This window comes from Burkholderia sp. HI2500 (assembly GCF_002223055.1).
Lineage (GTDB): Bacteria > Pseudomonadota > Gammaproteobacteria > Burkholderiales > Burkholderiaceae > Burkholderia.
This window is the reverse complement of record NZ_NKFL01000006.1, coordinates 2045672-2063437: the sequence shown is the minus strand read 5'-3', so window position 1 is coordinate 2063437 and position 17766 is coordinate 2045672. Positions and strand designations below refer to the sequence as shown.

Below are 17766 nucleotides of genomic sequence, written 5' to 3'. Positions count from 1 at the left end.
CGGCTGCAGGGTACGGGTGGTTCGTACACGCCGGGCATCGTCCCGGCACCAACCGGGGATTGAACACCTTGAAGCCGCTTCAAGGTCAACACATTCGAGGCAGGGCGCACCGGCAAGCCGGCGCGCCCGTTTCCGTCAAAGCTGCGCGAGCGCCTGGTCGAGATCGGCGAGCAGGTCGTCGATATGCTCGATGCCGATCGACAGCCGCACCGTTTCTTCCTTCACGCCGGCCTTCGCGAGTTCGGCGGGCGACAGTTGCCGGTGCGTCGTCGATGCCGGGTGCGTCGCGAGCGACTTCGTGTCGCCGATGTTGACGAGCCGCGTGAACAGCTTCAGCGCGTCCTGGAACTTCGCGCCGCCGTCGCGGCCGCCCTTCACGCCGAACGTCAGGATGCCCGGCGCGCGGCCCGACAGGTAGCGCGCGACGAGCGGATGGTCCGGGTGATCGGGCAAGCCCGCATAGTTCACCCATTCGACGTTTTCGTGGCGCGAGAGATGCTGCGCGATCTTCAGTGCGTTGTCGCTGATCCGCTCGACGCGCAGCGCCAGCGTTTCGATGCCCTGCAGGATCTGGAACGCATTGAACGGCGAAATGGCCGCGCCCATGTTGCGCAGCGGCACCACGCGCGCGCGGCCGATATAGGCGGCCGGCCCGAACGCTTCCGTATAGACGACGCCGTGATAGCTGACGTCGGGCTGGTTCAGCCGCTTGAAGCGGTCCGCATGCTCGGCCCACGGGAACTTGCCCGAATCGACGATCGCGCCGCCGAGGCTCGTGCCGTGCCCGCCGAGATACTTCGTCAGCGAATGCACGACGATATCCGCGCCGTGCTCGAACGGGCGCAGCAGATACGGCGACGGCACCGTGTTGTCGACGATCAGCGGGATGCCGTGGCGATGCGCGACTTCCGCGAGCGCGGCGATGTCGGTGACGTTGCCGAGCGGGTTGCCGACCGATTCCGCGAAGATCGCCTTCGTGCGCGCGTCGATCAGCGGCTCGAACGACGCGGGGTCGCGCGGATCGGCGAAGCGCGTGGTGATCCCGTATTGCGGCAGCGTATGCGCGAACAGGTTGTAGGTGCCGCCGTACAGCGAACTCGCGGACACGATGTTGTCGCCGGCTTCGGCGATCGTCTGGATCGCATACGTGACGGCCGATTGCCCCGAGGCCAGCGCCAGCGCGCCGATGCCGCCCTCGAGCGCGGCGATCCGCTGCTCGAGCACGTCCGTCGTCGGGTTCATGATCCGCGTGTAGATGTTGCCCTGCACCTTCAGGTCGAACAGGTCGGCGCCGTGCTGCGTGTCGTCGAATGCGTACGCAACGGTCTGGTAGATCGGCACGGCGACCGCGCGCGTGGTCGGGTCGGGACGATAACCGCCGTGTACGGCGATGGTTTCGAGGCGCCAGTTCGATGCGGCCTGATCGGTCATGGGTGCTCCGTCTGTTGTTGTGGTGGTCGAGCGATTATAGGAGCACGTGCGCAACTGTCCTTAGAACGAATGGTTTGTTGCTTATGGCAGGGCGGCGCATAAAATGCCTGTTCCGCAAACAAGGGGCGCTCGATGAATCAGGATCATTGGAACCAGGTGGATGCGTATTTCTCCGCGACGCTCGTGCCGTCCGACGACGTGCTCGACGCCGCGCTCGCGGCGAGCGACGCCGCGGGGCTGCCCGCGATCAACGTCGCGCCGAACCAGGGCAAGCTGCTGCAACTGCTCGCGACGATCCGCGGCGCACGGCGGATTCTCGAGGTCGGCACGCTCGGCGGCTACAGCACGATCTGGCTCGCGCGCGCGTTGCCGCCGGGCGGCGCGCTCGTGACGCTCGAACTGAATCCGGAGCATGCGAAGGTCGCGACGCAGAACATCGCGCGTGCCGGGTTCGCGGAAGTCGTGACGGTGGTGGTCGGCAGCGCGAAGGACAGCCTCGCGCGGCTCATCGGCGCGGGCGAAGCGCCGTTCGATTTCATCTTCATCGATGCCGACAAGGACAACAACCCGGTCTATCTCGACGCGGCGCTGAAGCTGTCGCGGCCCGGCACGGTGATCGTCGTCGACAACGTCGTGCGCGGCGGGCGCGTGGCCGATCCGGACAATCACGAACCCGACGTGGTCGGCGTGCGCGACGGGTTCGCGCGTCTCGCGGCGGCCCCGAACGTCACGACCACGGCCGTGCAGACGGTCGGGCAGAAGGGCTGGGACGGGTTCTCGATCTCGATCGTCGGCGCGTGACGTGGTGCGTCAGCGCGGGCTGGCTGCCGCATCGGCCCGTCGATACAGGCGTGGCCACTGATCGTCGAACAGGCCGTTGCACGTGCCGTGCGTGGCGATATCGCTGAGCACGAAGTGCCGGCCGTCGAAGATCCACGTTGCGGTCGAGCCGCAATCGCCGGCACTGCGCAGCCTGACCTTGCTCGACAGCATCGCGCCGATCGTCGCGTAGCCGGCGTCGGTCAGTTCGTTCGCGAAGGATGCCGAATCGAGTCCCGCATTCGCGTTCTCGCCGAAATTCATCGCCGTCGGCATGAACGGTGCCGTCCGTCGCACGCGATACCACAGGCCGGTGTGGTTATACAGGCTGCTGGTCTGGCACGGAATCGAGACGAGCGCCTCGTCGGCGGAGATCGCGAAGGCGGACGACGCCTTCCTGCGATCGCTGGCGGACATTTCGTCTTCGACGTCGGCCGCACATTGCTTCACGTCGCTGCCGAATTTCGCGAGCACCGCGTCGACGAGCGGGCCCTGTTCGGCGGCCGACACGGCGGCGGCCGGCAGCGGCGCCGGCACGACGGCGGGCGGGAGTACCGGTGCGGCCGGCACCGACGACGCGGGCCGGGTGCCGGGGCGCAGCAGCGCCGTGACCGTGCCGACGCGGCCCTGCGTGTCGTCGATCAGCAGCAGCGCGGCGCTCAATCCCGACAGCGGCGTGCGGGCGGCACGGGCCGACGCGGGATCGCCGAAGCTCAGCAGTTGCCCGTTGCGCGTCGCGGCGAGCCAGGCGGCAACCGTTGCCGGATCGCTGGTCCGCATCCGGGCACGCGTCCAGTACGAGGGCGCGTCGTCATTCTTGTCGCCGGACGCCTGCCATTGTGCGGGAGCCGCATCGAACGGCCGGCCGTCGACGCGTGCGGTGCGCAGGTCCAGCGGCACTGTCGCGTAGAGGTCGAGCGATGCTTGAGCATCGGGGCCGGCATCGCGCGTCACGCGCAGGATGAGGCGGGCGCGGGCGTCGTCGATATCGTCGGCGTGGCTTTCGGCAATGCAGCGGTTGCCGTTGTCGCAGACGACTGACCAGTTCTTGAAATCGCGCTCGACCGGCGGCCGCGCGAGCGGGCGAGCCTGGGCAACGATCGGGGAAACGGCGAGGAGGGCGGCGATGGCGAGCGAAAGGCGGTGCGACATGACGGTTCGTATCGACTGTGGATGGGCGGGCGGAAGACGTCGGGCTGCAAGCGCATCGTCAGCAAGCGGGGCAGGTCGAAGGCTGCGGCGCATGCGGCGGCGCGCTTTGGCGAACGGCATCGAGTATACCGCCGCAATGGGCTGCAATCGCGACGGCGACGCGTAACGTGCGGGCACGTTCATTGCGGGCCTGCATTGATCGGACGAGTGCGGATGCGGAAAACGGCGCGACACCCGAAGGCATCGCGCCGTTCACTTTTCATCGACCGTCGACCACGTCGCGCAGGAACGCATCGAGCATCGCCACGTCGCCCCACGGCCGCTTGTATTCGCGATCGTGTTCGGCATCGGCGAGCATCGTCTCGACGAGCGCGTGGATCGCCGGCCGGCGCGGCCCGTACTCGCTTTCGTTCGCGCTCATCTTCAGCGCGAGCAAGGCGTCGAGTTCCGCGCGCACCGCCGGCTCGTGCACGGTGCCGTCGACGAGATCCACGAAGCGCATCGGCGGCATCCCGAGCCCCATGTCGATCCAGCGCACCGCGAGCAGCGGCCGCAGCACGTACAGGTACTTCTTGTAACGCACCGTGTCGCCTTGCAGATAGCCGCGAAAGTTCTTCTTCGCCATCGCGAGGTAGTGGTGACGCCCGCGCACCGGCGAGAAGAACGCCGACGCGAGCGACCTGAGCCGCGGCGCCCAGCGCGCGTCTTCGCGATACACGACGGGCGAGTCGAGCCATTCGAGCAGCGTCGGGTTCGAGCGGCGCAGCAGTTGCAGTGCCTTGCGCAACTCCCAGCCGCTGACGTCGAGCTCGTCGTCGAGCGGCCGTTCGATCACGTCGCGTTGCGGCTCGACGCTCAGGTACCAGTCGCGCCGGTGCGCGTACACGAAGCGCACGTCGTAGTCGCTGTCCGGCGATGCGAACCCCCAGCCGCGGCTGCCCGATTCGCACGCGAACAGCACGCTCACGTCGTGGCGGCGCTCGACTTCCGCGAGCTCCGCCATCACACGCGCCCGCACGGTCGGATCGACCGGATGCGCGCTGCGCACGGTCGTCATTTTTTCCGTTTTCATTGTTGTCGTTTCCCTTTCGTGGTGCGCGGCCGCCGGCCATCGGCCGCGCACCGCGCTATCCTTTCACGCACACCACCTGGCGCAGCGTATGCACCACTTCGACGAGGCTGCGCTGGGCCGCCATCACCGCGTCGATGTCCTTGTAGGCCATCGGGATTTCGTCGACGACGCCCGAGTCCTTCCGGCATTCGACGCCCTGGGTTGCCTTCACCTGGTCGTCGACGGTGAAGCGGCGCTTCGCTTCGGTGCGGCTCATCGTCCGGCCCGCGCCGTGGCTGCACGAACAGAAGCTGTCCGGGTTGCCGAGCCCGCGCACGATGAAGCTCTTCGCCCCCATCGAGCCCGGAATGATCCCGAGCTGCCCCTTCTGCGCCGACACCGCACCCTTGCGCGTCACGAGCACGTCTTCGCCGAAGTGGCGTTCGCGCTGCACGTAGTTGTGGTGGCAGTTCACCGCGTGTTCGTCGACCGCGAACGGCTTGGCGATCACGCCGCGTGCTGCACCGATTACTGCGTCCATCATCGCCTGCCGGTTGCGGCGCGCGTAGTCCTGCGCCCAGCCGACCGCTTCGACGTAGTCGTCGAAGTGCCGGCTGCCCTCGGTGAAATACGCGAGGTTGCGATCCGGCAGGTTCGCGATGTGCTGCCGCATGTCGGCCTGTGCGAGTTCGATGAACAGGCTGCCGATCGCATTGCCGACGCCGCGCGAGCCGCTGTGCAGCATGAACCACACGTGGTCCGCTTCGTCGACGCACACTTCGATGAAGTGGTTGCCGGTGCCGAGCGTGCCGAGATGCGCGTAGTGGTTCGTCTTTTCCAGCTTCGGATACTTGTCGACGATCCGCTGGAAGCCCGGTTGCAGCGCCTTCCACGATTCGGTCACGGCGGCCGGCGTGCGGTCGCCCCACGCGCCCGGATCGCGGCGGCCCGGCGCGCGGCCGTGCGGCACCGCGCGTTCGATCGCGCTGCGCAGCCCCGCCAGCGAATCCGGCAGGTCGGACGCCGTCAGCGTCGTGCGCGCGGCCATCATCCCGCAGCCGATGTCGACGCCGACCGCGGCCGGAATGATCGCGCCCTTCGTCGGGATCACGCTGCCGATCGTCGAGCCCTTGCCGAGGTGGACGTCGGGCATCACCGCGACGTGGCTGAAGATGAACGGCATCTGCGCGGTGTTGCGCAGTTGGGCGCGCGCCTCGTCTTCAACGGCCACGCCTTGCGTCCACATCTTCACCGGCTTGCCGTTCGCCAGTTCCATGACCTGATAATCCATTTCACTCATGTTCATCACCTTGCTGCTTTGTTCATGAGGCACGGCGCGTGTGCGCCGTGCCTGTCCATTCATTACGCGCCCTTGATGCTGACGAGTCCGTTCAGCACCTGGTCGAGACCGCCGAACACCGAGATGCGGTCGATCCGTTCCGCGACGCGCTCGAGCGTTTCCAGCTCCTTGAGCCGCAGCGCGGTCGGGTTTTCTTCCATCACCTTCGCGGTGTTCAACAGCGAACGCGTGGCCGCCGTTTCCTCGCGGCGGCGAATCACGTTCGCCTGCGCGGATTTCTCCGCTTCGACCACCTGCGCGAGGATCGTCTTCATGTCGCCCGGCAGCACGATATCCTTCACGCCGACGCTGCGCACGTCCACGCCGGAATGCTCGAGACGGGCACGCACCTGCGTGATCACGACGTCGTCGATCGACTGCTTGTCTTCCAGCAGTTCGTCGAGCGAGCGCGTGCCGACGGCCGATCGCAGTGCGAACTGCAGCTCGCGATACAGGTGCTCGACCGGCTTCTGCAGCTGGCCGAACGCGTGCAGCACGTCCGCATAGCACCACGTCGCCGACAGGTTCAGCCGCAGCGCGACCTTGTCGCGCGTCAGGATTTCCTGTCCGCCGACTTCGATCGCCTGCAAACGCAGGTCGACGAGCTCGACCGCGACGTCGCGGTTGAAGCGCCAGAACGCCGCTACGCCCGCGTCCAGCAACCGCTCGATCTTGCCGTCGATCTTCAGCACGCCGACGTGGTACGCCGGCACCTGCGCCAGCAGCACGCCCGTCAGGCCCGCCACGCCGCGTGCACGCAGCGCCGGTTGCGCGATGCGCTTCACGAGCGCGGCCGGCAGCAGGCTGTCCTGCGCGAGATCGACGCGTTCGAGGCGGTGCGCGGTCAGGCCGCGCCAGTACAGCCGGCGCGTGCCCGGCGCCAGGATCTCGACGAGCACGTCGTCTTCGTAGCGCAGGCCCGCTTCATCGTCGGCGAGGTCCATCGCGACGAAGTGCTGCGCGAGCACGTCCGGCGCGTCGTGACGCAGGTAATCGGCCAGTGCCGCATCGGCGAGCGGCGCGTCGAGGCGCGCGGTCTGCACCGACAGGCGCTTGAACGGATCGAAGGCCTTGAACACGCCCGGTTCCAGCACCTTCACGAAATCGCCCTCGTTCATCAGCAGCGCGCGTTCGTTCTTTTTCACAACATGTCGCATCCACATATTCTTGTCCTTTTCTTCAATGACCGCCGGGTGACACGCATCGTGCGGATCGCGGGGCGACGCAACCGGGCGGGCGGCGCGCTGGCCCGGCGTCGACGTGCACGGCGACGCATCCTGCATCGCGTCGTCGTGCACGTTCGCGCGGGCCGTGCGGCCGTCCGGCCGATCGCGCGGATCCGCAACCGGTCCGACGCGCGGCGGGCCTTGCGGCCCGCACCGGCGGGTACTGCTTCTATCAAGAGACTGTCCTTGCGGACAGTGTTCGAGCGGGATTCGAACCCGCTACACACCGGCTTGCGCCGGCTGCTCTACCTATGAGCTTCCGAACGGAGGGCGCCCTGGGACTCGAACCCGGGCGAAGTTCCAGTACGCGCCCGTTTGCCTTCGTCTGCCCATGGCGACATGCGCTGCCGCGACGAACGAGGTTCGGCGGCGGCGCACCAGCAGGGCTTTGTGAACCCTGACTCGTGGGCCAGCGGGACATCCGGCGCTTTCTATTTAGCGAGGAGCGTGCCAGCGGGTGACTCGATGCTCGAGAAAAATCTCAAGCCATTGAAGTAAAAGGGAAAATTATTTCAAGCGGCAGGTGAGGCTTGAATCTCCGATGGTGGCTCGATCCGGAATATTCGATACAATCGGATCGCTTCTTATCCTATGAGATAAACATGCGAAAGACTGTTGCGATCGGTTTTCTCGGTACCGTGCTCGACCAGGGCGGCGGCTCGCAGCGCCGCTGGCGCAACTGGCGGCCGACGATTTCGCTGTGCGAGCAGCGCGACACGCCGATCGACCGGCTCGAACTGTTGCACTCGCCAAACTACGCGCGGCTCGCGAACCGCGTGAAGCAGGATCTCGAGCGTGTGTCGCCGCACACCGACGTGCGGCTGATCCCGATGGAGATTCGCGATCCGTGGGATTTCGAGGAGGTCTACGCCACGCTGCACGATTTCGCGCGCGCGTACCCGTTCGATCTCGACCGCGAGGACTACCTGATCCACATCACGACGGGCACGCACGTCGCGCAGATCTGCTGGTTCCTGCTGGCGGAGGCGCGCTACCTGCCTGCGCGTCTCGCGCAGACGGCGCCGCCGCAGAAGACCGACGAAGGACCGAGCGGGCCCGGCACGATGTCGGTGATCGATCTCGACCTGTCGCGCTACAACCGCATCGCGCAGCGCTTCACGCGCGAACGCGACGAAACGGTGTCGTTCCTGAAGGCCGGCATCGCGACGCGCAACGCGCGCTTCAACGCGCTGATCGAGCAACTGGAGCGCGTGGCCGTGCGTTCGCGCGCGCCGATGCTGCTGGTCGGGCCGACGGGCGCCGGCAAGTCGTTTCTCGCGAAGCGCGTGTACGAGCTGAAGCGCGGCCGCCATCGGCTCGCGGGGCCGTTCATCGAGATCAACTGCGCGACGCTGCGCGGCGACGCGGCGATGTCGACGCTGTTCGGTCACGTGAAGGGCGCGTTCACGGGCGCGCAGTCGGCGCGGGCCGGGCTGCTGCGCGCGGCGGACGGCGGGCTGCTGTTTCTCGACGAGATCGGCGAACTCGGGCTCGACGAACAGGCGATGCTGCTGAAGGCGATCGAGGAGAAGCGCTTCCTGCCGGTCGGCGCGGACGTCGAGGCGACCAGCGATTTCGAGCTGATCGCGGGCACGCACCGCGACCTGCGGCAGATGGTGGCGGCCGGCACGTTCCGCGAGGATCTCTACGCGCGGATCAACCTGTGGACGTACGAACTGCCGGGGCTGGCCGAGCGGCGCGAGGACATCGAGCCGAACCTCGAATTCGAACTCGACCGTTTCGGCCGCGAGCAGGGCGAGCAGGTGCGGTTCAACGTCGAGGCGAAGCGGCGTTATCTCGCGTTCGCTGCGTCGCCGCGCGCGGCGTGGGCCGGCAACTTCCGTGAGCTGTCCGCGTCGGTCACGCGGATGGCGACGCTGGCCGATGCGGGGCGGATTACCGAAGCGCTCGCCGAGCAGGAAGTCGAACGGCTGACGCGCACGTGGTCGTCGCCGGGCGGCGCGGGTGCGTCCGATGCATGCGTCGATGCGGTGTTCGGTGCGCGTGCGGAAGAACTCGACCTGTTCGACCGTGCGCAGCTCGAACGCGTGCTGGACGTGTGCCGCATGTCGGCAAGCTTGTCGGAGGCGGGACGCACGCTGTTCGCGGTGTCGCGGCAGAGCAAGAAGCAGCCGAACGATGCGGACCGGCTGCGCAAGTATCTGGCGCGATTCGGGCTGGATTGGGACGGGGTGCGGCAGGCGCTTGACGGAGCGTGACGCGTACGGCGGCGCGGGTGCCGCGTGCAGCTGGAGCGCGCGGCACGCGGCCATTGAGCGGGAAGGGTTACGCCGCCGCTGCCTCGTGAAACGGCGCGAGGAATGCCCACTCCGGCTGCGCAGCCGCCACATCCGCGAGCCCGCGCGCGAATGCGTGCGCCGGTAGCCACGGATAGCCGAACGCCGCATGCAGTGCATCGAGCTTCACCGACTGCGGATCATCGATCGTATCCATCCGTTCGATGTGAATATGCAGCGCGGCAATCCGCGCGGCGTGGTCGCTTTCGCCGTTGCCCGCGAACTGCCAGCGGTACGTGCCATGCCCGATCCGCAACGCGCCGTTGTCCTGCTGACGCATCACGACGAGCCACGACATCTCGCTGGCACTCTCTGAGTCGACTTCGGGCGCCGTGCAAACGTAATAGGTCCGGCACCGTTCGAACCGCTCGCCGAATTCCTCGACCAGCGTGCGCGCAATCGCAGCCGCGCCCGTCACGCGCGGCGGAAAATCGATGTCGTCGTTCGCGAGCGAAAAGCTCAGCTCGGCATCGGCCGCGAAGCAGTCGGCGATCAGCGCGGGGCGGTTCAGGTCTTTCGCGCGCAGATAGCACTCGAGCAGCGCGCGAACCGTTGCGGGATGAAGCGGAAAGGGCATGGACGCGCCTCCTGTATCGGGAAATCGGGACACATTCGCCGGCCGGGCCAGGCCAGGGACGGATGTGCCTTTAACGTATAATTTCGTTTCAAAGCTAAATTCGCATGACCGTACGGAGCGTCGAAGTCATGGCCAAGCAGCAAGAGGAGTCCGTTCTGACCATTACCAACCCGGCCTGCCTGATCGACGGCACGGACACGGAATTTCGCCATCTGATCAACGGGCTGCTGCCGTTCGCGGCCCGCCTGCTGTCGGTGCGCGACGGCTTCGGCTCGCTGATCGGCCTCACCGGCATCCAGTATTCGCTGCTCGTCTCGGTTTCGCATCTGTCGCACGACGATGTCGTGACCGTCAATCGCCTCGCCGATCACCTGCACCTGAGCGGCGCATTCGTCACGATCGAGACCGGCAAGCTGAAGAAGCTCGGCCTGATCGACAAACGCTCCGACCCCGACGACAAGCGCAAGATGCGGCTCACGGTCACGCCGGCCGGCTCGAAGCTGCTGAAGGCGTTCGCCGATACGCAGCAGCGCATCAACAACGTGCTGTTCGAGGGCGTGACGAAGACCGAATTCAAGGCGCTCTGCTCGGTGATCGACCGCCTCGTCACCAATGGCGACCGCGCGACGCTCGATCTCGCCCACCTGATCGCGCGCCAGGAGAAAGGCTGACGCGCGCGAGCCGCGGGCCCGCCCGCGCTCGCCGGCCGGCCTGACGCATCGACTGCGCTCAGTGCGCGGCCCACTCGATCGTATTCAGGTCGACCCCTTCGAGATGCATGTCCCACAGCGGGCTCAGCGCACGCAGCTTGCCGACCGTGTCGCGCACCTGCGCGATCACGCTGTCGACTTCGGCTTCGGTCGTGAAGCGGCCGAGCGTGAAGCGGATCGAGCTGTGCGCGAGCTCGTCGCTGCGGCCCAGCGCGCGCAGCACGTACGACGGCTCCAGCGATGCCGACGTGCACGCGGAGCCTGACGACACCGCGACGCCCTTGATTCCCATGATCAGCGACTCGCCTTCGACGAAATTGAAGCTGACGTTCAGGTTGTGCGGAATCCGGCGGGTGAGATCGCCGTTCACGTAAACCTCGTCGAGTGTCGACAGGCCGGCCAGCAACCGGTCGCGCAAGGCGCCGACACGACGGCTTTCTTCCGCCATCTCTTCCTTCGCGAGCCGGAACGCCTCGCCCATCCCGACGATCTGGTGCGTCGGCAGCGTGCCCGAACGCATCCCGCGCTCATGGCCGCCGCCGTGCATCTGCGCTTCGATCCGCACGCGCGGCTTGCGGCGCACGTACAGCGCGCCGATTCCCTTCGGGCCGTAGACCTTGTGTGCGGTCACCGTCAGCAGGTCGACGTTCAATGCATTCACGTCGACCGGAATCTTGCCGGCCGCCTGCACCGCGTCGCAATGGAACACGATGCCGCGCGCACGGCACAGCGCACCGATCTCCGCCACCGGCTGGATCACGCCCGTTTCATTGTTCGCGAGCATCACCGACACCAGGATCGTGTCGGCGCGCAGCGCCTGCTGCACGGCATCGAGATCGAGCAGGCCGTCTTCCCGCACGTCGAGATACGTGACGTCGAAGCCCTGGCGTTCGAGTTCGCGACACGTATCGAGTACGGCCTTGTGCTCGGTCTTCACCGTGACGAGGTGCTTGCCCTTGCCCTGGTAGAAGTGCGCGGCACCCTTGATCGCGAGGTTGTTGCCCTCGGTCGCGCCGGACGTCCACACGATTTCGCGCGGGTCGGCGCCGAGCAGTGCGGCGACGTGCGCGCGCGCTTCCTCGACGGCCTGCTCGGCCGCCCAGCCGTAGCTGTGGCTGCGTGACGCCGGGTTGCCGAACTGCTCGTGCAGGAACGGCACCATTTTGTCGACCACGCGCGGATCGACGGGCGTCGTCGCGCTGTAGTCCATGTAGATCGGACGGGATTGCATCGATGCGGCTCCGGAAGACGGTGTCTCCCGCGGTGCCCGAAAGCACCGGGGAACAGGGTAGCCGCAGTGTACGTGGACATTCCCGGACGTCGCGCAACATCCATCCCGCCAGTAGGGTTGTCTTTCAAACAAAGCTTTCAAGTTCAGGGTTTACGACAACTTGAACCCGCCTTTGTGTTTACATTTAATAAAAGCTAAATAACAAAGCTAAATAACGGTGATTTGTTGGGCCGGATTCCACTGCGGAATCCGGCGATGCAACCCAAGGAGGACGAGATGAGCGAGAACCATGCCGGAACCGGCGCGGGCGCCGACGAGCAGCGGCGCTTTCGCACGGCGCTGTCGATGTTCGCGACGGGCGTCGCGGTGATTACCGCACCGCGCAAGGAGGGGATGCCGATCGGCATCACGGTCGCGTCGTTCAATTCGGTGTCGCTGGATCCGCCGCTGATCCTGTTCTCGGTCGACCGTCGCAGCCTGAGCCTCGGCGACCTGGCCGGCGCGGAAGGCTATGCGGTCAACGTGCTCGACGAGACGCAGCAGCACCTGTCGAACTGCTTCGCGAAGGCGAACGGCGACAAGTGGGGCTGGCGTGCGGACGCAGCCGACGACGATGGCGCGGTGCTGCTGCCCGACGCGCTCGCGACATTCGAATGCGAACCCTATGCGCAGTACGACGGCGGCGATCACGTGATCTTCGTCGGCCGCGTGACGCGGCACTGCGCGCGTTCGGAAGGGCGCCCGCTGATCTTCTTCGGCGGCCGCTACCGCACGCTCGACGGCATGCACGCGCCGTCTGCCTGAATGCAATCCACGTTTCATTCCACCCTGGAGGACACCATGATCAAGAACGGGACTCAGCACATCGCGTCGCTGCGTGACGGGCGGCAGGTCTACCTGAACGGCCAGCCGGTCGGCGACGTGACCGCGCACGCGGCATTCCGCAATTCGATCCGCAGCTACGCGAGCCTGTACGACTACCAGGCGCGCGACGAGAACGTCGAGAAGATGACGTTCGTCTCGCCCGACTCGGGCAACCGCGTCAGCCGGATCTGGCAACTGCCGACGTCCTATGACGAACTCGTCGAGCGCCGTGCCGCGCTGGAAGCGTGGTCGGAGCTGCACTATGGCTTCATGGGGCGTTCGCCGGATCACGTCGCATCCTGTCTTTCCGGCATGTTCATGGGCGCCGACGTGTTCGAGCAATACGATCCGGCGCGAGCGGGCGCGCTGCGCGACTACTACCGCCATGCGCGCGACAACGACCTGTTCCTGACCTACGTGATCGTGAATCCGCAGGCGAACCAGTCGAAGTCCGCACACGAGCAGGAGGACAAGTACCTCGCGGTCGGCATCGTCGATCAGGATGCCGAAGGCATCACGGTGCGCGGCGCGAAGATGCTCGCGACGAGCGGGATCATGGCGAACGAGGTGTTCTGCAGCTGCATCCAGCCGCTGCGCGAAGGCGACGAGATGTACGCGCTGTCGTTCGCGGTGCCGATGAACGCGAAGGGCATGAAGATCCTGTCGCGCAAGTCGTACGAGGAGAACGCGACGTCGGTGTTCGACAACCCGCTGTCGAGCCGCTTCGACGAGAACGACGCGGTGCTGTATTTCGACGACGTGAAGGTGCCGTGGGAACGGATCTTCGTCGCCGGCAATACGGCGATGTGCGCGAAGCAGTTCCACGCGACGCCCGCGCACGTGTACCAGAACTACCAGTGCCAGGTGCGGCTGATGACGAAGCTGCGCTTCCTCGTCGGGCTCGGGTTGAAGATTTCCGAGGTCAACGGCACGAATACGTTCCCGCAGGTGCGCGAAACGCTGGGCCAGCTCGCGGCCGAAGCGTCGATGGTCGAGGCGTGGGTCTACGGGATGGAAGCGAAGGGCAACGTCGTCAACGGTTTCTACGTGCCCGACCGCAACATGCTGTACGGCTCGCAGGTCGTCACGCAGCAGCTCTATTCGAAGGTGCTCAACACGCTGCGCGAGCTCGCCGGCGGCGGAATGATCATGCTGCCGTCCAGCGTGCGCGATTTCGAGAATCCCGACCTGCTGCGCATCATCGAGAAAACACAGAAATCGCCCGTGTGTTCGTCGGAGGAGCGCGTGAAGTTCTTCAAGCTCGCGTGGGATGCGGTCGGCTCCGAATTCGCCTCGCGCCACAACCAGTACGAGCTGTTCTATGCGGGCGCGTCGTTCGTCACGAAGGGGCACGCGTATCGCACGTACGACTGGCAGCGCGCGTCGCATCTCGTCGATTCGATGCTCGGCAGCTATTCGCTGAACCAGGAACTGTCGACGCCGCGCGCCGCCTGACGCGTCGCCTTGCATCCGATTCATCCGCTATCGCCACAGGAGAGACAGATGGCCATCAACAAGCTTCACGACGAATTCCATACGCTGGACATGCAGCGCGACTGGCGGCTGCCGGAAGGCTATGACCCCGCGTCCGGCGCGCAGGAGCTGATCCTGTCCGGCGCGCTCGACACCGAGCGCAAGCGCGGCAGCCGCACGCGCCTGTTGCGCCTGCCGGCCGGGCTGCATACGAAGAAGCCGTTCGTGCACGACTACTGGGAAGAGGTGTTTCTCGTCGAGGGCGACCTGACCGTCGGCAACGACGAGCACGGCAACGGCGGTACGCCGTTCAAGGGCTACACGTACGCGGTGCGTCCGCCCGGCGCATGGCACGGCCCGTTCAAGTCGAACGGCGGCTGCGTGCTGCTGGAGATCCACTACTACGACCCGGCGTAAGCCCGGCCGATCCACGACACACGGCGGGCGGCAGCGCGCAGCGCGTGCGCTGCCCGCCACGAGGAGCATTCGATGAAAACCATCACGTTCGCGATCGACGGTCGCGACGGCCGCACCGAGCGCGCGATCGCGATCGACACGCTCGTGATCGCGGGCTGGACCGGCCGCGACACGGTCGCCATGGAGCAGCACATCCGCGAACTGGAGGAACTCGGCGTCAAGCGCCCGGCGACGACGCCCGTGTTCTACCGCGTCGCGGCCGATCGCCTCGATCCGTCGCCCGCGATCCAGGTATCGGGCGGGCAGAGCAGCGGCGAAGCGGAATTCGTGCTGCTGCGCGACGGCGGCGAGACCTTCGTGGGCATCGCGTCCGACCATACCGACCGTGAAGTCGAGACCTACGGGATCACGGTGTCGAAGCAGATGTGCGGCAAGCCGTGCGCGAACACGCTGTGGAAGTTCGACGACGTGGCCGGGCACTGGGATCAGCTCGTGCTGCGCGCGTACGCGACGATCGACGGCGAGCGCGTGCTGTATCAGGAGGGCAAGGTGACCGCGATGCGCGCGCCCGACGACCTGCTCGCGCAGTTCGCACGCCACGACGGCCGCTTCGTCGACGGCACCGCGATGCTGTGCGGCACGCTTGCGGCGATCGGCGGCATCCGGCCGGCCGAGCGGTTCGAGGTCGAGCTGGAAGATCCGGTGCTGGGGCGCACATTGCGGCATGTGTATGTGGTGGACACGCTGCCCGTGGCGGGTTGACGCGGTAGCAGCGCACGCACTCAGGCGCGGCAGATCGCGATGATCTCCGCGCTGGTTGCATCATCGAACGGCGCGTGCTGCCAGTCGCCGTACCAGTCGGCCGACGAGAATCCGGCTGCGATCACGCGTGCCTGCAGGTCGGGTTGCGCGATGAAACGCAGCCGGCTCGTGTTCGTCAGCAACGTAGCGTCACGACGGAAGTGGTAGTGCGTGTCGAACGTCACGATCACACCGTCCACCGAGCGCACCGCATGATGAAGATCGACGATGCCCGCTTCGCGGGACTCGACGCTGCGTGCGGAATGCTCAGGTGTCCATGCACGCCACGGCTGGATGCGCGGATTGCGGGTGTCGAACAGGAAGCGGCCGCCGTCCGCGAGCACGCGCCGCACGCCGCGCAGCGTCGCGTCGATTTCGGTGTCGGTCAGCAGGCACTGGAACGCATGCCCGGTCATCACGACCGCATCGAACGGTGGTGCGCCAGGCGGCAGGCTGTCGAGCCCGCATGCGAGCCAGTGGACGGTGTCGGCGCCTGGCTGGCGTCGCGCGTATTCGATCATCGCCGGCGCGGGATCGATCGCGACGACGTCGTGCCCGGCTGCCGCCAGCCGGCGCGCGAACGTGCCGGTGCCGCAGCCGAGATCGAGGATGCGTTGCCGCGCGGCACCGATCACGGAGGTGTAGAACGCGAAGTCCTGGTCGCCCGCATTGAACAGGTCGTAGAGCGCGACGAGGCGCGAGTCGGTGTAGAGGACTTCGCCGGCGGGCGCGGCGGCAGACGTCATGCGGCTGCGCGTATCAGCGCTGCTGCACCGCCACGCGCAGCCCGAGCGCGATGAAGATCGAGCCGATGATCTTCCCCTGCCAGCGCGTGAGCCACGTGAGCCGCTTCACGATGCGGCCGAGCGGGCGGATCGAGCACGCGATCAGCGTCGTGTAGAGCGAGCTGAGCACGACGAAAATCAGCCCGAGCACCGCGAACTGCACGAACGTCGAGCCGCGTTCCGGATGCACGAACTGCGGCATGAACGCGAGGAAGAACAGCGCGGTCTTCGGATTCAGCACTTCGGCGGGAATCGCCTGCAGGTACGCCTTGAGCGGCGTGACCGGCGACACGCTCGGCAGCGACGGATCGGACGGCTTCTCGATCAGCGCGCGCACGCCGAGATAGATCAGGTACGCGGCGCCGACCACCTTCACGACGTTGAACGCGAGCGCCGACGTCATCAGCAGCGCCGACAGGCCTACGGCTGCGAACAGCGTGTGCACGAAGTCGCCGCTGGCGACGCCGAGGCCGGTCAGGATGCCGGTCTTGCGGCCACCCTGCACGGTGCGGCTCAGCACGAGCAGCACGGCGGGGCCGGGAATCAGGAACAGGCCCAGGACGACGGCCGTGAAGGTGGTCAGCGTGGTCAGGTCGAACATGGCGGCTCCGGCAGGTGGGCACAGCGGCGGGGGATCGGGGCATTGTATTCGTTTCGGCGCGCGACCGCAGACGCCGCCCGTGCACCGGCACGGCCGGATCAACCCCTTTCTGGTATAAGCACGAAAAGGCGCGCGGGCAGCGCGTCCGGCTTCCTTCCTCATCTACCGTTTCATGCGCCAGCTTCCACCGACCACCGATCCCGCAGCGGATGACGCAGTCTTCCACGTGCCGCGTCCGCTCGTCGTGTTCGGCGGCTCGGTCGTCGAGCCCGAATGGCTGCACGAGCGGCACAGTCATCCGCAGGCACAACTGCTCTACACGCTGAGCGGCGTGATCTACTGCGAGATCGACGGCGGCGTATGGAGCGCGCCGCCGCAGTGCACGGTGTGGATTCCGGGCGATGTCCCGCATTCGGCGCGCGGCTCGGCCGGCGCGACGTTCTACGCGGTGCTGGTCGAACCCGACGCCGCGCTCGACCTCCCTGCGCGCTGCTGCACGCTGTCGGTGTCGCCGCTGCTGCGCGAGCTGCTGCTGAGGGCGGCGAGCTTCCCGAACCTGTATGACGTCGACGGGCCGCAGGGGCGGCTGATGGCGACGCTGCTCGACGAACTCGTCGCGGCGCCGGTCGAGGATCTGTACCTGCCGATGCCGGTCGACCGGCGGCTGCGCAAGCTGATTGACCATCTGCTCGACGATCCGGCCGACAAGTCGCCGCTGGCCGAACTCGCGCGGCGCGTGGGCATCAGCGAGCGCAGCCTGACGCGGCTCGCGGCGAAGGAGCTCGGGATGAGCGTCGGCGACTGGCGCCGGCGGCTGCACGTCGCGCTGTCGCTGCGAATGCTGACGGCCGGCCGCCGCGTGCACCAGATCGCGACCGATCTCGGCTACGAGAGCGCGAGCAGCTTCGTGACGATGTTCCGCAAGGCGACCGGCAAGTCGCCGACGCAATTCCTGACCGACCGGCAACGCTGAGCGGTGACGGCCGTGCCGC

General features: G+C 66.8%; 17 protein-coding genes and 1 tRNA gene. 8 read left to right on the top strand and 10 right to left on the bottom strand.

Going from position 1 to position 17766, the window contains the following annotated elements; all coding sequences use genetic code 11:
- Nucleotides 1–135: 135 nt before the first annotated feature.
- Nucleotides 136–1431: an O-acetylhomoserine aminocarboxypropyltransferase/cysteine synthase family protein gene (locus CFB45_RS26975; RefSeq protein ID WP_089428164.1), complete on the bottom strand. Its 1296-nt coding sequence runs from the start codon at nucleotides 1429–1431 to the stop codon at nucleotides 136–138.
- Between the two features lie 132 nt (nucleotides 1432–1563).
- On the opposite strand from CFB45_RS26975, the gene CFB45_RS26970 reads away from it, so the two are divergent.
- Complete coding sequence (locus CFB45_RS26970) at nucleotides 1564–2232, top strand: O-methyltransferase (protein ID WP_089428163.1); 669 nt, start codon at nucleotides 1564–1566, stop codon at nucleotides 2230–2232.
- Nucleotides 2233–2241: 9 nt separating this feature from the next.
- On the opposite strand, the gene CFB45_RS26965 is transcribed toward CFB45_RS26970, so the two are convergent.
- The 5 genes from CFB45_RS26965 to CFB45_RS26945 all read right to left on the bottom strand — a co-directional run bounded on the left by CFB45_RS26965 (nucleotide 2242) and on the right by CFB45_RS26945 (nucleotide 7284).
- Nucleotides 2242–3402 carry a DUF1176 domain-containing protein gene (locus tag CFB45_RS26965; RefSeq protein WP_256978368.1) on the bottom strand — a complete coding sequence of 387 codons (1161 nt, stop codon included), beginning with the start codon at nucleotides 3400–3402 and terminating at the stop codon, nucleotides 2242–2244.
- A gap of 259 nt (nucleotides 3403–3661) precedes the next feature.
- The gene (locus tag CFB45_RS26960) at nucleotides 3662–4474 is read right to left on the bottom strand and encodes a nucleotidyltransferase domain-containing protein (RefSeq protein ID WP_089428162.1); all 813 of its coding nucleotides are present in this window, start codon (nucleotides 4472–4474) and stop codon (nucleotides 3662–3664) included.
- 55 nt (nucleotides 4475–4529) lie between these two features.
- Entirely contained in the window at nucleotides 4530–5753 is a 1224-nt protein-coding gene (locus CFB45_RS26955) for an RtcB family protein (RefSeq protein WP_089429164.1), read from the bottom strand.
- Nucleotides 5754–5815: 62 nt separating this feature from the next.
- Nucleotides 5816–6955: a slipin family protein gene (locus CFB45_RS26950; protein ID WP_089429163.1), complete on the bottom strand. Its 1140-nt coding sequence runs from the start codon at nucleotides 6953–6955 to the stop codon at nucleotides 5816–5818.
- A 258-nt stretch (nucleotides 6956–7213) separates the two neighbouring features.
- Nucleotides 7214–7284: transfer RNA gene (locus tag CFB45_RS26945), tRNA-Cys, on the bottom strand.
- 336 nt (nucleotides 7285–7620) lie between these two features.
- Here CFB45_RS26945 and rtcR point away from each other — a divergent pair.
- Complete coding sequence (gene rtcR, locus CFB45_RS26940) at nucleotides 7621–9237, top strand: RNA repair transcriptional activator RtcR (protein ID WP_089428161.1); 1617 nt, start codon at nucleotides 7621–7623, stop codon at nucleotides 9235–9237.
- Nucleotides 9238–9304: 67 nt separating this feature from the next.
- Here rtcR and CFB45_RS26935 read toward each other — a convergent pair whose 3' ends face one another.
- Nucleotides 9305–9892: a nuclear transport factor 2 family protein gene (locus CFB45_RS26935; RefSeq protein ID WP_089428160.1), complete on the bottom strand. Its 588-nt coding sequence runs from the start codon at nucleotides 9890–9892 to the stop codon at nucleotides 9305–9307.
- A gap of 128 nt (nucleotides 9893–10020) precedes the next feature.
- Between CFB45_RS26935 and CFB45_RS26930 the strand changes: the two genes are divergently transcribed.
- The gene (locus CFB45_RS26930) at nucleotides 10021–10563 is read left to right on the top strand and encodes a MarR family winged helix-turn-helix transcriptional regulator (RefSeq protein WP_069252868.1); all 543 of its coding nucleotides are present in this window, start codon (nucleotides 10021–10023) and stop codon (nucleotides 10561–10563) included.
- A gap of 58 nt (nucleotides 10564–10621) precedes the next feature.
- Here CFB45_RS26930 and CFB45_RS26925 read toward each other — a convergent pair whose 3' ends face one another.
- Nucleotides 10622–11833 (bottom strand): IscS subfamily cysteine desulfurase, encoded by a 1212-nt coding sequence (locus CFB45_RS26925; protein WP_089428159.1) that lies wholly within the window; start codon nucleotides 11831–11833, stop codon nucleotides 10622–10624.
- Nucleotides 11834–12088: 255 nt separating this feature from the next.
- On the opposite strand from CFB45_RS26925, the gene CFB45_RS26920 reads away from it, so the two are divergent.
- From CFB45_RS26920 to CFB45_RS26905, 4 genes are all read left to right on the top strand, one after another.
- A complete protein-coding gene (locus CFB45_RS26920; RefSeq protein WP_089428158.1) occupies nucleotides 12089–12637 on the top strand; it encodes a flavin reductase family protein in 549 nt (182 codons plus the stop codon).
- A gap of 36 nt (nucleotides 12638–12673) precedes the next feature.
- A complete protein-coding gene (locus tag CFB45_RS26915; RefSeq protein WP_089428157.1) occupies nucleotides 12674–14152 on the top strand; it encodes a 4-hydroxyphenylacetate 3-hydroxylase family protein in 1479 nt (492 codons plus the stop codon).
- 48 nt (nucleotides 14153–14200) lie between these two features.
- Nucleotides 14201–14587, top strand: a complete 387-nt coding sequence (locus tag CFB45_RS26910; protein ID WP_011356002.1) for a hypothetical protein — start codon at nucleotides 14201–14203, stop codon at nucleotides 14585–14587.
- Between the two features lie 72 nt (nucleotides 14588–14659).
- Complete coding sequence (locus CFB45_RS26905) at nucleotides 14660–15349, top strand: DUF2848 domain-containing protein (RefSeq protein ID WP_089428156.1); 690 nt, start codon at nucleotides 14660–14662, stop codon at nucleotides 15347–15349.
- 20 nt (nucleotides 15350–15369) lie between these two features.
- Here the strand turns inward: CFB45_RS26905 and CFB45_RS26900 are convergent, their stop codons facing one another.
- Nucleotides 15370–16134, bottom strand: coding sequence for a class I SAM-dependent methyltransferase (locus CFB45_RS26900; protein ID WP_089428155.1), 765 nt, complete (start codon nucleotides 16132–16134; stop codon nucleotides 15370–15372).
- A 13-nt stretch (nucleotides 16135–16147) separates the two neighbouring features.
- Nucleotides 16148–16774: a LysE family translocator gene (locus tag CFB45_RS26895; protein ID WP_069250940.1), complete on the bottom strand. Its 627-nt coding sequence runs from the start codon at nucleotides 16772–16774 to the stop codon at nucleotides 16148–16150.
- Nucleotides 16775–16946: 172 nt separating this feature from the next.
- On the opposite strand from CFB45_RS26895, the gene CFB45_RS26890 reads away from it, so the two are divergent.
- Nucleotides 16947–17747, top strand: coding sequence for an AraC family transcriptional regulator (locus tag CFB45_RS26890; RefSeq protein WP_089428154.1), 801 nt, complete (start codon nucleotides 16947–16949; stop codon nucleotides 17745–17747).
- The last annotated feature ends 19 nt before the right edge of the window (nucleotides 17748–17766 follow it).